General features: G+C 71.4%; 13 protein-coding genes. 9 read left to right on the forward strand and 4 right to left on the reverse strand.

All coding sequences use genetic code 11. The annotated features are described in order from the left end of the window. Positions 1-9 precede the first annotated feature (9 nt). The 6 genes from AB0B86_RS04255 to AB0B86_RS04280 all read left to right on the forward strand — a co-directional run bounded on the left by AB0B86_RS04255 (position 10) and on the right by AB0B86_RS04280 (position 8,561). Positions 10-2,220 (forward strand): bifunctional glycosyltransferase family 2 protein/CDP-glycerol:glycerophosphate glycerophosphotransferase, encoded by a 2,211-nt coding sequence (locus AB0B86_RS04255; RefSeq protein WP_357402743.1) that lies wholly within the window; start codon positions 10-12, stop codon positions 2,218-2,220. 123 nt (positions 2,221-2,343) lie between these two features. Next, positions 2,344-3,642 carry an ABC transporter ATP-binding protein gene (locus AB0B86_RS04260; protein WP_357402741.1) on the forward strand — a complete coding sequence of 433 codons (1,299 nt, stop codon included), beginning with the start codon at positions 2,344-2,346 and terminating at the stop codon, positions 3,640-3,642. A 94-nt stretch (positions 3,643-3,736) separates the two neighbouring features. Then, complete coding sequence (locus AB0B86_RS04265) at positions 3,737-4,789, forward strand: hypothetical protein (protein WP_357415199.1); 1,053 nt, start codon at positions 3,737-3,739, stop codon at positions 4,787-4,789. A gap of 62 nt (positions 4,790-4,851) precedes the next feature. Continuing rightward, positions 4,852-5,316: a DUF4442 domain-containing protein gene (locus tag AB0B86_RS04270; RefSeq protein ID WP_357402737.1), complete on the forward strand. Its 465-nt coding sequence runs from the start codon at positions 4,852-4,854 to the stop codon at positions 5,314-5,316. A 60-nt stretch (positions 5,317-5,376) separates the two neighbouring features. Beyond that, the gene (locus AB0B86_RS04275; RefSeq protein WP_357402735.1) at positions 5,377-6,183 is read left to right on the forward strand and encodes a beta-phosphoglucomutase family hydrolase; all 807 of its coding nucleotides are present in this window, start codon (positions 5,377-5,379) and stop codon (positions 6,181-6,183) included. Then, entirely contained in the window at positions 6,180-8,561 is a 2,382-nt protein-coding gene (locus tag AB0B86_RS04280; protein ID WP_357415201.1) for a glycosyl hydrolase family 65 protein, read from the forward strand. The genes AB0B86_RS04275 and AB0B86_RS04280 overlap by 4 nt, the downstream gene beginning before the upstream one ends. A 48-nt stretch (positions 8,562-8,609) precedes the next feature. Here AB0B86_RS04280 and AB0B86_RS04285 read toward each other — a convergent pair whose 3' ends face one another. Continuing rightward, complete coding sequence (locus AB0B86_RS04285; protein WP_357402731.1) at positions 8,610-8,789, reverse strand: hypothetical protein; 180 nt, start codon at positions 8,787-8,789, stop codon at positions 8,610-8,612. Positions 8,790-9,023: 234 nt separating this feature from the next. On the opposite strand from AB0B86_RS04285, the gene AB0B86_RS04290 reads away from it, so the two are divergent. Continuing rightward, on the forward strand, positions 9,024-9,611 hold the full coding sequence (locus tag AB0B86_RS04290) for a dienelactone hydrolase family protein (protein ID WP_357415637.1): 588 nt from the start codon (positions 9,024-9,026) through the stop codon (positions 9,609-9,611). 9 nt (positions 9,612-9,620) lie between these two features. Here the strand turns inward: AB0B86_RS04290 and AB0B86_RS04295 are convergent, their stop codons facing one another. Further along, positions 9,621-10,766, reverse strand: coding sequence for an AI-2E family transporter (locus AB0B86_RS04295; protein WP_357415204.1), 1,146 nt, complete (start codon positions 10,764-10,766; stop codon positions 9,621-9,623). Positions 10,767-10,953: 187 nt separating this feature from the next. Here AB0B86_RS04295 and AB0B86_RS04300 point away from each other — a divergent pair, with 187 nt between their 5' ends. Beyond that, positions 10,954-11,136 carry an antitoxin gene (locus AB0B86_RS04300; RefSeq protein ID WP_357402727.1) on the forward strand — a complete coding sequence of 61 codons (183 nt, stop codon included), beginning with the start codon at positions 10,954-10,956 and terminating at the stop codon, positions 11,134-11,136. Between the two features lie 70 nt (positions 11,137-11,206). On the opposite strand, the gene AB0B86_RS04305 is transcribed toward AB0B86_RS04300, so the two are convergent. Further along, positions 11,207-11,812, reverse strand: coding sequence for a hemerythrin domain-containing protein (locus AB0B86_RS04305; RefSeq protein WP_357415206.1), 606 nt, complete (start codon positions 11,810-11,812; stop codon positions 11,207-11,209). A 134-nt stretch (positions 11,813-11,946) separates the two neighbouring features. Here AB0B86_RS04305 and AB0B86_RS04310 point away from each other — a divergent pair, with 134 nt between their 5' ends. Next, positions 11,947-13,272, forward strand: coding sequence for an FUSC family protein (locus AB0B86_RS04310; protein WP_357415208.1), 1,326 nt, complete (start codon positions 11,947-11,949; stop codon positions 13,270-13,272). 13 nt (positions 13,273-13,285) lie between these two features. Here the strand turns inward: AB0B86_RS04310 and AB0B86_RS04315 are convergent, their stop codons facing one another. Continuing rightward, positions 13,286-13,930, reverse strand: coding sequence for a C39 family peptidase (locus AB0B86_RS04315; protein WP_357415210.1), 645 nt, complete (start codon positions 13,928-13,930; stop codon positions 13,286-13,288). Positions 13,931-14,132 lie beyond the last annotated feature (202 nt).

The raw sequence follows: 14,132 nt of genomic DNA on the forward strand, positions 1-14,132 counted from the left end.
GACGGCCGGATGACCCTGATCAGCTTCGTGGTGCCGGCCTTCCGGGTGCAGGGATACCTGCGCGAATGCCTGGACTCCATCCTCGGTCAGCCGGAGACCGACATCGAGGTGATCGCCGTCGACGACTGCTCGCCGGATGCCAGCGGCGACATCATCGACGAGTACGCGGCCCGCGACCGGCGGGTCCGCTCGGTCCGGCTGCCGGAGAACGTCGGCCTCGGTCCGGCCCGCAACATCGGGCTGGACCGGGCCGTCGGCGAGTACGTGTGGTTCCTCGACGGCGACGACTGGCTGGCACCGGAGTGCCTGTCGGACGTCGCCCAGCGGTTGCGGGTGACCCGCCCGGACGTGCTGCTCGTCGACCACGTCCGGACCCACTGGAACAACACCGCCACCCGCAGCGCGATGGCCGAGGTGTTCCCCGAGTCGCCCGGCACGCGCACCTTCCGGCTGAAGGACCGGCCGGCGGCGATGCGCCTGCTGCACACCGCGTGGAACCGGCTGGTCCGCCGGGAGTTCCTGACCGACCTGGGGCTGCGGTTCGCGCCCGGCTGGTACGAGGACGTCTCGTTCAGCTACCCGGTGCTGATGGCGGCGCAGCGGATCGGCGTACTGGACCGGGTCTGCGTCAACTACCGGCAACGCCGTGCCGGCGCGATCACCCGCACCCGGGGGGACCGGCATTTCGAGGTCTTCCCCCAGTGGCACCGGGTCTTCCACTTGATGGACGCCTGGTCACCGGCGGTGGACGCGCTGCGGCCGGCGGTCTTCGAACGGATGATCTGGCACTACCTCACAGTGCTCGGTAACGGTCAGCGGATCGCCCCGGAGCTGCGGCCGGCGTTCTTCGCGCAGATCACCGCCGACTACGAACGCTGGCTGCCGCCCGGCGGCTATCCGGTGCCGGACGGGGTGGAGGGGATCAAGCACCGGCTGGTCGCCGCCGGCCGTTGGCACACCTTCAGCGCGTTGCGGACCGCCAGCCGGGCCCGCGACACCGCCCGTCGGAAGGTCCGCACCGCCCGGCGTCGGGTCGGCCCGGTCGCTCGGCGCGGCGCCCGGCTGACCCGCGACGGCCTGCTGCGCGAGTACTACCGGGCCGAGCTACGACGGCCGATCGATCCGACGCTCGCCGTGTACGCCGCCTACTGGTACCGGGGTTACTCCTGCAACCCGGCGGCGATCTACGAGGTGGCCCGCCGGTTGGCGCCGGGGGTGCGCGGGGTGTGGATCGTGCGCCGGGACCGGGTGGACAGCGTGCCCGCCGGGGTGGAGTACGTGGTCGCCGGCACCCCGGCGTACTACCGGGTGCTCGCCCGCGCCCGGTGGTTGGTCAACAACGTCAACTTCCCGGACTTCGTCCGGAAGCGGCCCGAGCAGGTGCACCTCCAGACCCACCACGGCACCCCGGTGAAGGTGATGGGTCTGGACCAGCAGCGCTACCCGATCGGCGCGGGCCGGATGGACTTCGCCGGGCTGCTGCACCGGGTGGACCGCTGGGACTACAGCGTCAGCGCCAACAGTTTCTCCACCCAGATGTGGGACCGGGCGTACCCGGCCACGTACACGACACTTGAGGTGGGCTACCCGCGCAACGACCGCCTGGTCAACGCCGGCCCGGACGAGGTGCGTCGACTGCGCGCGGAGTTCGACCTCGGCCCCGACGAGCAGGTGGTGCTGTACGCCCCGACGCACCGCGAGCACCTGCCCGGCTACCGGCCGCCGTTCGACCCGGACCGGTTCGTGCGGGCGCTCGGTGACTCGGGCCGGCTGCTGATGCGTAGTCACTACTTCCACGACCGTGATCGGCGTCCCGGTCGGCCGGCGGACTGGGAGCGGGTCCGCGACGTCAGCGGCCACCAGCGGGTGGAGGATCTCTACCTGGTGGCGGATGTGCTGGTCACCGACTATTCGTCGGCGATGTTCGACTACGCGGTGCTGGATCGGCCGATCGTGCTGTACGCCCCGGACTGGGAGGCGTACCGGCTGGCCCGGGGTGTCTACTTCGACGTGACTGCTGAGCCGCCGGGCGCGGTGGCCACCACCTTCGATGATCTGCTTGACCTGTTCCGGTCCGACGTGGTGCGGTCGGAGGCGGCGGCCGAGGCCCGGGCGCGGTTCCGGGGGCGGTTCTGCACATTGGACGACGGGCACGCGGCGGAGCGGGTGGTCCGTCAGGTGTTCCTCGGCGAGCCGGGTGAGCGGCCCGGACGCTGCTGAGCGGACGTATGTCGCTTAATAGCACCGTCACCGTCTGAACATAGGACGTTTACCCGATGTCCTAAACCCATGATGCTGGTCACAGTCTTCAGGGGTTCGGCCGACCGACTGGGGGGAACGACGGTGAGTACCGTCACGCTCAAGGATGTGACCAAGGTGTTCAGAGATGGCACCATGGCCGTCGACAGCATCAACCTCGATGTCAACGACGGCGAGTTCATGGTGCTCCTCGGGCCGTCCGGGTGCGGCAAGTCCACTGTGCTGCGGATGATCGCCGGGTTGGAGGAGCCGACCAGCGGCGCTGTCGTGCTCGACGGAGAGTTGGCGAACGACCTGCCGCCCCGGGATCGCAAGATCGCCATGGTCTTCCAGGACTTCGCGCTCTACCCGCACATGAGCGTCGGCGACAACATCGCCTTTCCGTTGCGGCTGGCCGGCGTGGAACCGGAACCGCGCGGCGAGCGGGTGAGTGACGTGGCCAGCGCGCTGGGCATCGGTGACGTGCTGGCCCGCAAGCCCGGCCAGCTCTCCGGTGGGCAGCGGCAGCGGGTGGCCATGGGTCGGGCGATCGTCCGCCGGCCCGGCCTGTTCCTGATGGACGAGCCCCTGTCGAACCTGGACAGCGGTCTGCGGGCCGAGTTGCGCGCGGAGATCTCGGGCCTGACCCGGGAGTTGGGCGTCACCACCGTCTACGTGACCCACGACCAGGCCGAGGCGCTCACCATGGCGGACCGGGTGGCCATCATGCGTAAGGGCGTGCTCCAGGACGTGGGCACCCCCACCCAGGTGTACGGCCGGCCGGCCACGCTCTACGTGGCCGCGTTCCTGGGCAGCCCGCGGATGAACCTGCTGGAGGCGTCGGTCTACGTCCACCTCGACCGGTACGTCACCCTCAACCTCGGTGAGCAGTCGCTCTACCTGCCCTGGAACGACATCCGCAGCCGGGCGGTCGCGCACTACCACGGTGAGCGGATCGTGGTCGGCATGCGGGCCGAGGCGCTCACCCCTGTCGCTCCGGACAGCCCGGGCGACGTGCTGCGCGGGCGGATCCGCTACCTGGAGCACCACGGGCACGAGTCGCTGGCGTTCCTCGACATCGGCGCGACCGCGATCATGGTCGACGAGATGGGTGCGCCGCTCGACCCGCCGCCGGTGGGCCAGCGTGGCCTGCGGCGGTTCGGCTCGGTGATGCAGCGGCTCACCGGTAAGCCGGTGGAGCCGCAGGAGCCGCCGAGCAGTGGCACCCAGACCAGCGTGCTCCCCGATCCGGGCCGGCACCACCGCCGCCCGGCGGAGCTGGCGGTGCGGTTGGCACCGTACCCGGCGGTCAGCGCCGGTCACCCGCTCGCCGTCTCGGTGCGGATGGACGCCCTGCACTTCTTCGACGAGCGGGGTGCCCGGATCGACGTGGGTTGGCGCTGACGACTCGCCGCAGCGGGGTGGCGGCCGGGCCGCGACTGCCCTACCGTCTGTCCACCCGGTCCACAGTGAAAGACCACCGAAAAGGGGTGTGCCCGTGTCGGGTGACCAGCCGAGCCCGCTCGTCATCGAGCGCATCCTGCGCGATCGCGAGGGCATCTGGCAGCAGGTCGTGGCCGGGCGTGACCTCAACGCGTTGACCGGTCGGATGCTCGCCAGCTCCGCCGTCGCGCTCGCCTGCTACGGGGCGGTGCTCGGGGCGTTCCACAGTCCGCTGATGGCGCTGACCTCCGCGCTGAAGCTGCCCCTGCTGTTCCTTGTCACGTTGGCCATCTGCCTGCCCACGCTCTACCTGTTCAACCTGGTCTTCGGCGCCCGGCTCTCGGTGCGTCAGTCGGTGGCCCTGGTGATGGTGGCGATCACTGTCACCTCGATGCTCGCTGTGGCGTTCGCGCCGATCAGTCTCTTCTTCCTGATCACCGCGCCCGACTACGGGTTCTTCAAGCTGCTGAACGTGGCGATCCTGGCGCTCTCGGCGCTTGTCGGGCTGCGCTTCCTGACCGGCGGCATGCAGGTGCTCAACGACCACGGCCTGCTCGCGCCGCCGGTCACCAGGACCCAGGCCGACGGGTACGCCCCGGCACAGGTCAACGCGCCAGCCCAGGCGGTCCCCGTAGCACAACCGGCGGCCCCGGCTGCCGCCCCGGTCGCCGCTCCGGCTGCCGAGCCGGTGGCCGTGCCGGCTGCCGAGCCGGTGGCCGTGCCGGCCGGAGCCGCGGTGGCTGGAGCCGTGCCGGCTGGAGCCGTGCCGGCCGGGTCGACCTCGAATGGTGCCGCGGCGACCCCGCCGGCTCCGGCGCACGTGCCAGCCCAGCCGAGCGGCCAGCCGGCCGTCGCCGCGTTCCCGCCCGGCATGGCGCCGGGCTACGGGCCGGTGCAGCGCCCGCCGGTGCGGCGTGGCGAGCCGACGCAGCGGCCGGCGAGCATGACCCTGCTCTACATCTGGATCCTGCTCTTCGGCTTCGTCGGCACCCAACTGGCGTGGACGCTGCGTCCGTTCTTCGGTGACCCGGGCCAGGACTTCGCCTTCTTCCGCAGCATCGACGGCAACTTCTACGCCGAGATCCTGCGGACGATCGCCAACCTCTGACCCTTCCGGCGACGACGAAACTCCTGGTTGCCGGCCTTATTACCGGCTAGTAACGTTAGTGCATGACAATCGACTCCCGTCAGGTCGCGGCCGGCATGCTCGAAGCGGTGCCCTTCGCCCGTACGCTCGGCCTCGAATTCGTCGAGGTGGCACCCGAGGCGGCGGGCGGGGTCCGGGCAGTCGTCCGGCTGCCCGACTCGACGGCCACCCACAACCACGTCGGCGGCCCCCACGCGGGCGCCATCTTCGCCCTCGGCGAGACGGCCTCCGGCGCGGTAGTGCTGGCGGCCTTCGGGCACCTGCTCGACCGGGCCGTCCCGCTCGCCGTCCGGGCCGAGATCGCCTACCGCAAGCTCGCCATGGGCCCGGTGCGGGCCACCGCCCGGCTCGGCCGATCGGCCCTCGACGTGATCGAGGAGTTCGAGTCCGGTCGGCGGCCGGAGTTCGGGGTCGAGGTGGAGATCGCTACCGAAGACGGCAGGCCGACCTCGGCCCTGACCGTGATCTGGACGCTGCGACCCAACTGAAACCGTGCCGAGGAGGCCGAAACGGGTTTGCGGACCCAGCGGGGTGGATAGATTCGTACCGTGCTGGGCCTACCTGCTCACGTGACCGCCTGTCTCTTCGATCTGGACGGTGTGCTGACGCAGACCGCCCGTGTGCACAACGCCGCCTGGACGCAGACGTTCGACGAGTTTCTCCGGCAGCGCGCCGCCGCCACCGGTGAGCCGTTCCACCCGTTCGATCCCGGGCCCGACTACAACCGCTACGTCGACGGCCGACCCCGCGCCGACGGCGTCCGGTCGTTCCTCGCCTCCCGCGGCATCGTGCTGCCCGAGGGCAGCCCGGACGACCCACCGGACGCTGACACCGTCAACGGGGTGGGCAACCGCAAGAACGTGCTGCTGCTCAAGCAGCTACGCGAATCCGGTGTCGAGGTCTACCCCGGATCGGTGCGCTATTTGCAGGCGGCCGCCGACGCCGGGCTGCGCCGGGCAGTGGTGACCGCGAGTGCCAACGGTGCCGAGGTGGTCGCCGCGGCCGGGCTGGCAACGCTGCTGGAGGCCCGGGTCGACGGGCTGGTGGCACGGGGCGAGGGGCTGCGCGGAAAGCCGGAACCCGACACGTTCCTCGCCGGGGCCCGGCTGCTCGGCGTGGACCCGACACAGGCCGCCGTCTTCGAGGACGCCCTCTCCGGGGTGGCCGCCGGCCGTGCCGGCGGCTTCGGTTACGTGGTCGGTGTCGACCGGGTCGGGCAGGCCGACGAGTTGCGCGCGCACGGCGCCGACATCGTGGTGCGGGACCTGGCCGACCTGCTCGGCACCGCCGACCCGGCGGTGCCGGCCCAGACCGCTGCCACCCAGCAGCCGAACACCCGACCGGACCTCACGTGATCCGGGAACGGGCCTATCCGGTCGAGCCGTGGCATGTCCGCGAGACCCGGCTGGACATGGACGTGCTGGCCCAGTCCGAGTCGGTCTTCGCGCTCTCCAACGGGCACGTCGGGCTGCGCGGCAACCTCGACGAGGGCGAGCCGCACGGCCTGCCCGGCACGTACCTCAACTCGTTCTACGAGCTGCGCCCGCTGCCGTACGCGGAGGCCGGCTACGGCTTCCCCGAGTCCGGGCAGACGATCGTCAACGTCACGAACGGCAAGCTGATACGGCTGCTCGTCGACGACGAACCACTCGACGTGCGGTACGGGGAGCTGCTGGCCCACGAGCGGATCCTCGACATGCGGGCCGGCACCCTGCACCGGGAGCTGCACTGGCGCTCGCCGGCCGGCCGGGAGGTGAAGGTTCGCAGCACCCGCCTGGTCTCGTTCACGCAGCGGTCGGTCGCCGCGATCAGCTACGAGGTGGAGGCCGTCGACGGCCCGCTACGGCTGATCGTGCAGTCCGAGCTGGTGGCAAACGAGTCGCTGCCCGCGCAGAGCAAGGACCCCCGGGTCGCCGCGGTGCTGGAGTCACCGCTGCAGGCCGAGGAGGAGCTGACCACCCCGGACGGTGGGCAGCTGATCCACCGCACCAAAGTCTCCGGTCTACGGGTCGCCGCCGCCATGGAGCACGAGGTGCACGGCCCGGACCACACCACCATCGAGTCCGAGGGTTACCAGGACTGGGTGCGCACCACTATCGCCTGCGTGCTCAAGCCCGGCGAGAAGCTGCGGGTGATCAAGTACCTGACGTACAGCTGGTCGAGCCGGCGCTCGCTGCCCGCCCTGCGCGACCAGGTGGGCGCGGCACTCGCCGGTGCCCGGCTGGACGGCTGGGACGGGCTGCACCGGGAGCAGCGCAACTACCTCGACGCGTTCTGGGACGCGTCCGACGTGCTGGTCGAGGGTGACCCGGAGGTGCAGCAGGCGGTCCGGTTCGGTCTGTTCCACGTGCTTCAGGCCGGCGCGCGGGCCGAGCAGCGGCCGATCTCGGCGAAGGGGCTGACCGGCCCCGGGTACGACGGGCACGCCTTCTGGGACACCGAGATGTTCGTGCTGCCGGTGCTCACGTACACCCAGCCGAGCGCGGTGCGTAGCGCGTTGCAGTGGCGGCACAGCACCCTTGACTCGGCGCGGGAGCGGGCCGAGACGCTCAACCTCAGGGGTGCCGCGTTCCCCTGGCGGACCATCGAGGGGCCGGAGTCCTCCGGCTACTGGCCGGCAGGCACCGCGGCCTTCCACATCGCCGCCGACATCGCCGACGCCGTGCGCCGCTACGTGATGGTCACCGGGGACACCCAGTTCGAGCGGGAGGTCGGGCTGGAACTGCTCGTGGAGACCGCCCGGCTGTGGCGCTCGATCGGCCACCACGACCGGCACGGCCAGTTCCACATCGACGGAGTCACCGGCCCGGACGAGTACACCGCTGTGAAGAACGACAACATCTACACCAACCTGATGGCACAGCGGAACCTGCTCACGGCGGCCGACGTGGTGATGCGCCACCGGGACGAGGCGTTCCACCTCGGGGTCACCGACGAGGAGGCGGCGGCCTGGCGGGACGCCGCCACCGCCATGCACGTTCCGTACGACGAGGAACTCGACGTGCACCAGCAGGTGGAGGGCTTCACCCGGCTGCAGGAGTGGGACTTCCCGCACACCCCGGTGGAGAAGTACCCGCTGCTGCTGCACTACCCGTACTTCGAGCTGTACCGCAAGCAGGTGGTCAAGCAGGCCGACCTCGTCCTCGCCATGCACTGGCGGGGGGACGCGTTCACCCCCGAGCAGAAGGTCCGCAACTTCCTCTACTACGAGCGGCGCACCGTGCGCGACTCGTCGTTGTCGGCCTGCACCCAGGCGGTGCTCGCCGCCGAGGTGGGCCACCCGGAACTCGCGCACACCTACCTGCGTGAGGCAGCCCTGATGGACCTGCACGACCTCAACGAGAACACCCGGGACGGCGTACACATGGCGTCGTTGGCCGGCGCCTGGCTCGCCCTGGTCGGTGGGCTCGGCGGGCTCCGGGACCACGACGGCGAGTTGTCCTTCGCGCCCCGGCTGTCCAGCCGACTCAACCGACTGGAGTTCTCCCTGCAGTGGCGGGGGCTGGCGCTGCGGGTGGATGTCCGCCCGCACCAGACGACGTACTCGCTGCGGCACGGCGGCCCGGACGACGTGGTGCAGCTGCGCCACCACGACCAGGTGCTGCGGGTGACCTGCGACGAACCGGTGACGGTGCCGGTGCCGCAGGCCGAGTCGTCCGGCCCGCCGCCCGAGCAGCCACCGGGCCGGTCACCGCTGCTGCGGTTGCCGGAACGCGCGAACGTGGAACAGTGACGGTCGGGGCGGGAGTTTTCCCGCCCCGACCGCCTGCGTTACGTCAGGTCAGACGGGTTCGCCGGTCGACGGCCGCCCGATCGCGTCCCGGGGCGCCATCGCCCGGGGATCGTCGGGCAGGCGAGCCTCGACGGCCCGGTCCCCGAAGTCCTTGTTGCGCTCGGCGTCCTGTGCGCGCTGGTCCCGTTCGTCCATCTGCTGCTGCCGGGACGTCTGCTGCTTGGCCATGGCGATCCTCGCGATCCGTCGGGGCGCGGCTGCGCCGACACGGTCTGCGGTCCCTCGTCGCCTACCCGATGGCCCTGCTGACAAACGCGGTCGGCGGCGAGGGCCACTCGAGTGCGTGCGACGCGGTGGGTGGGGTATCCGGGCGGCCGACGAGCACCCCGGAGGTGGGCTGTGGACGAGCAGCGCGGCACCGTGACCATTCCGGTCGGGGACGTTCAGCTCCCCGCCGACCTGATGCTGCCCGCCGAGCCGGTCGGAGTGGTGCTCTTCGCGCACGGCAGCGGCAGCTCCCGGCACAGCCCGCGCAACGTGGCGGTGGCCCGGACGTTGCACGGCAGTGGGCTCGCGACGGTGCTTGTGGATCTGCTCAGCCCCGCCGAGGACGAGGTGGACGCCCGGACCGCCGAGCTGCGCTTCGACATCGGGCTGCTGGCCAGCCGGCTGGCCGGGATCATCGACTGGTTGGCGGTCGAGCGTCCCGCCGGTGACGTACCGATCGGCCTGTTCGGGGCCAGCACCGGAGCCGCCGCCGCGCTTGTCGCGGCGGCGTCCCGGGCGGATCGGGTGGGTGCCGTGGTCAGTCGGGGCGGCCGGCCGGACCTGGCCGGTGCCGCGCTGGCCCAGGTCCGCACCCCGACGTTGCTGCTGGTGGGCGGCCTGGATGAGGAAGTGATCACGCTTAACGAGCGGGCGTTGGCGCAGCTGGGGGAGGTCGGTGAGCTACGGGTGATCCCGGGCGCCACCCACCTCTTCGAGGAGCCCGGCACGCTGGAGCAGGTCGCCGACCAGGCCGGCGCGTGGTTCACCACCCGGCTGCGCTGACGATCGGCCTCAGGAGGTGAGGGCCGAGGCGGAGCGACGCTGTTGGACGGTGTCGATGACGCGCCAGAGGACTGCGGTGATCGGAACGCTGACGAATGCGCCGGCGATCCCCGCGATGAGTGTGCCGGCGGTGACCGCCACCAGGATCACCGCCGGATGCAGCCGGACCTGCCGCTTCATGATCAGCGGCTCCAGCAGGTTGCCCTCGATCTGCTGCACGGCGATCACGGCGGCCAGGGTCAGCAGGGCGGTGGTGGGGCCGTTCGCGGCGAGCGCCACCAGAACGGCGACCGCGCCGGCCACCGTTGCCCCGATGATCGGCACGAAGCCGCCGAGAAAGGTGATCAGCGCCAGCGGCAGGGCGAGCGGCACCCGCAGCACCACAAGCGCCAACCCGATGCCCAGCGCGTCGATGGCGGCGATGAACATGGTGCCCCGGCTGTACGCGCCCAACGTCTGCCAACCGGCCCGGCCGGCCTCGGCCAGCACCGGCCGGTTCGGGCCGGACACCCGTGACAGCACCCACTGCCACATCGATCGGCCGTCCTTGAGCAGGAAGAAGAGCAACACCAGGGCGAGCAGTGCGGAACCGAGCACCTCGCTCGCCGTCCGGGCGCCCGACACCGGGTCCGGGGAGCCGCTGCTGAGCCCCTGCCGGGCCTGGTCGATCAGCTTGTCGAGTTGGGCGTCGCTGACCGGGAGGGTGGACGTCACGAAGTCCCGACTGCGCTCCACCCCCTGCGTCAGCTCCTGGCTGAGCTGGTCGAACTGGCTGGCGGTCAGATTCCACACGAGCGCGCCGACACCGACCAGGATGCCGAGCAGCAGCAGGACGGTGAGCAGCGCGGCAGGCGCGGCGGGCAGCCGCAGCCGGCGCAGCCGGACCAGCACCGGGTCGAGCAGCGCGGTGAGGAAGATGGTGGCGGCCAGGGCGATGGCCAGCGGCGCCAGCAGAACGGCGATCCGACCCAGCAGGTAGAGCCCGGTGACGATCACCACCAGGCAGGCGCTCCACAGCACCGCCGTCCGGACCAGCCAGGGCAGCGCCGCCCACGCGTGCCGCGCTCCGGTGTCACCGGCCGTCGGCGTACTGCCGGTTGTCGCCGTACCGCCGGTTGTCGGCGCGGCGTCCGCCCCGGGTTGGTCTGCCCTCATGTCGGCCCTCCTCGATCTCGGCGAGATCGGTACCCGGCCGGTCGTGCGCCGACACCCGACCGCCCGCGCGGATCGTACGCCGACACCGCTCCACTGGTCAGGCCTTCGCGGTGTACGCCCGAATCGCCGGTGTTTGCGCTGTCCGGCCAAGGGAACGCAAAAGGACTACCCGAGAAGGAGGAACGTCGTGAGTGACTTCATGGACAAGGCAAAGGACTTCGCTGACAAGCACGACAAGCAGGTCGACCAGGGCATGGAGAAGGCCGGCGACATGGCCGACAAGCGCACCGGCGGCAAGCACGGCGACCAGATCGACAAGGGCGTCGACCAGGCCCAGGCGCGCACCGGTGCGGGCGATCAGGTCCGCTGACGTACCGGACGTCTCCCGGGCCGTCGAGGACTCGGCGGCCCGGGATCGTCCGGTCCGGACCGGACGCGGGTCAGCGTTGCCGCTGCTCGCGTAGCTCGGCGATCGAGGTCGGCCGGTCGCTCAACGCGTCGCGCAGCCGGTCGATCATCCCCGTGCCGGGGGCGAGCAGCTTGTTCGCCGGCGGGTGGTCCGGTGCGCTCGGATGCGGGCGGGTCGGCGCGATCTTCTTGAACGCCGTGACCTTGCCGGCCAGCTCGACCAGCTCCTCCCGGGCGGTGGCGGCGCGCAGGCGGGGGAAGAGGTCGTTCTCCTCGTCCCGCACGTGGTGGCGAATGGTGCTGGTGAGGTGGGCCAGCAACTCGTCGAAGCGGGGATCGGACGGGTCGGTCGACTCCAGGTCCTTCATGGTCCGTTCGGCGTCGGCGTGCTCGGCGATCTCGTGCTCGGCGATCTGGTCTCCGTCGGGAAGTGTCTTGCGCGCCGTCGGATAGACGTACGCCTCCTCGGCCACGGCGTGCCGGACCAGCTCGGCGATCACCACGTCGGCGAGTTGGCGGCGGTACTCGGGCGTGCCCTGCCGCGTCTCCAACTCGACGAAGAGGGTCTCGACCCCGCGGTGATCGGCGACCAGGATGTCGACGACATCCTGGTCACCGGTGGTCTGTGTACTGCTCATCTGGGCCCCTTACCGGTTGCGGACGGTGGGTGTGTGGCCCCTGGTACCCCGCAGCGATCGGGCAAACCCACGGATGCCGATGGATTCGTCGGCGACCCGTTGTTCATGCGGCCGCCGTCGGGGTATCCGCCGCCATGGCCGACGCCCGTCCAGCCGCCGACCGCGAGCAGTCGCGGCTCGACGACGCCGCCCAGCGCAGCGGCCGGGCGGTCCGACGGGCGCGGCACCGCAGCGGGCAGGCCGGCCGGATCCGGGCCCGCCAGTGGGAGGTCACTCTGGTGATCTCACTCCAGGCTGGACTGGCCGCCGCGATCGCCGCGCTGCTCGCCAAGAGTCTGCTCGGCACCGGATCGCACGTCTTCGCTCCCGCCGCCGCCGTCGGTACGATCGCCACCGCCATCGGACAGCGGGCCCGACGTACCTTCGCGCTGCTGGCCGGAGTGGCCCTGGGCATCATCATCGGCGACACGCTGCGTTTCCTGCTCGGCTCCGGCCCGTGGCAGACCGGTGTGGTGGTCGCGCTGGCCATCGCCGCCGCATTGCTGGTGGCCGGCAAGGGCGGCCCGCTGGTCGGCCAGGCCGGCGGTACCGCCGTGCTGATCGCCACGCTGGCACCGATGGAACGAGGTCTGGAACTGCCCCGGATCTTCGACGCGCTCGTCGGCGGGGCGGTCGGCCTGGTGGTGGTAGCACTGCTGCTGCCGATCAACCCCATGCGTGTGCTGGACCGGGCCGCGGCGCCGATCTACGCGACCCTCTGCGCGCAGCTTTACGCCCTGGCCGGCGCGCTGCGCAAACGCGACGAGGAGGGGACGTTGCGCGTCCTGGAGCGGCTCCGTGGCACCGACGACGACCTGGGTCGGCTGCACGACGCGCTCAGCGGCGCGGAGGAGGTGGTGACCATCGCGCCGGTCCGCTGGCACCGCCGCCAGCAGTACCACAGGTACGCCCGCAGCGCGGACCACCTGGAGCGGCTGCTGCTGGACACCCGCGCCCTGGCCCGCTGGGCGACGACCGCGCTGCAGTACGACGAACCCATTCCGCACGAGTTGCCGGACGCGATGAGCCGGTTGGGTCAGGCGGTGGAAAAAATGCGGACGGAGTGCCGGGTGGGGGATGACCCGAAGTGCACCCGCCGGTTGGTCGAGGAGTGCGCCGAACTGGCCGGGCGGGCCTCCGCGACCGGGCTCAAGTCGTTCGGCGAGTCGCTCGTCACCGGGTTGCGGACATCGGCCAGCGACCTACTCCGGGCGGCCGGTTGCGAACCCGACGACGCCAATCGGATCGTGCGGCGGGCAGCCGGCGTCGGCGTGGCCGAAGTCCACCCACCGGTCCGGCGACACCTGCGCCGGGTCCGTCCGACCCGGGCCGCCCGGGTTCGTCGTCGTACGCACCTGGCCGCCCGGATGCGCGACGACAGCCGGGCCGGCCGCCCCGCGAGGGAGCGACCGGCCCGGTGACCGGTTCGGGTGGTCAGGCGGAGTAGCCGCGCTCGGCGATCCAGTTGGCGACCTTGGGCAGGCTGACCCAGTACTCGCCGAGGGCCGGGTCGGCCGGGTCGGCGACCCGGATGGTGTCGCCACCGTCGCGGTAGCCGACGAGCGCCACGTAGTGGCCGCCCTCGTACGAGTGCGGGTTGCCGTCGACGTCCACTGTCGTGCCCTTGATGTTCGCCACCACCGGTCGGCCGGCGTCCACCGCGGCCAGCACGTTGTGGCGCAACTGCTCGACCTGGTCCGGGCGGGCCACCGAGTCACGAATCTCAGTGGTCCGGTACTTGCCGCCGGTCAGTTCGTTGAGCACCCGGGTGGTGTCCAGCGCCGAGGGGGTGCCCGCCTCGGTGGTGCCCAGCAGCCTGGCCACCGCGTCCTGGGTGAATGTCTTGCCCTGGGCGGACAACGCGATCCGCGTCGCGGCCGGGCCGCAGTAGAAGAAGTTGGGCTGAGCCTGGTAGTCGATGGCAAGGATTCGCTCGGCGGACCGATCGGTCTGGCTCGACGGCGCAGGTGCGGCCGGTGCCGGTGCGGCCTGGGCGGCTACCGCCGGGCCGAGGGCGCAACCCCCGGCGACGAGCATGCCGACGACGGACAGTCCGCTCTTCTGGACGATCGGATTCATTGTCGAGTCTCCGTTCGGGGGTTGTGCGCCTCCGACCTTCGGAGGGCAGCAGCACCGGGAATGGCGCTCGGCTCAGCACGCGGCGACGACCAGCGGCCGGTCTCGGCCCCGGGTGTCCCGGGTAGGTAACGGCTCCGCGGTAACGGGCATTCCGCCGGCCCGGGGGTGCGCGCGCCGTCGACCAGGTGCAACGACTGCCGGT

The organism is Micromonospora sp. NPDC049047, assembly GCF_040649135.1.
Classification (GTDB): Bacteria; Actinomycetota; Actinomycetes; order Mycobacteriales; family Micromonosporaceae; genus Micromonospora.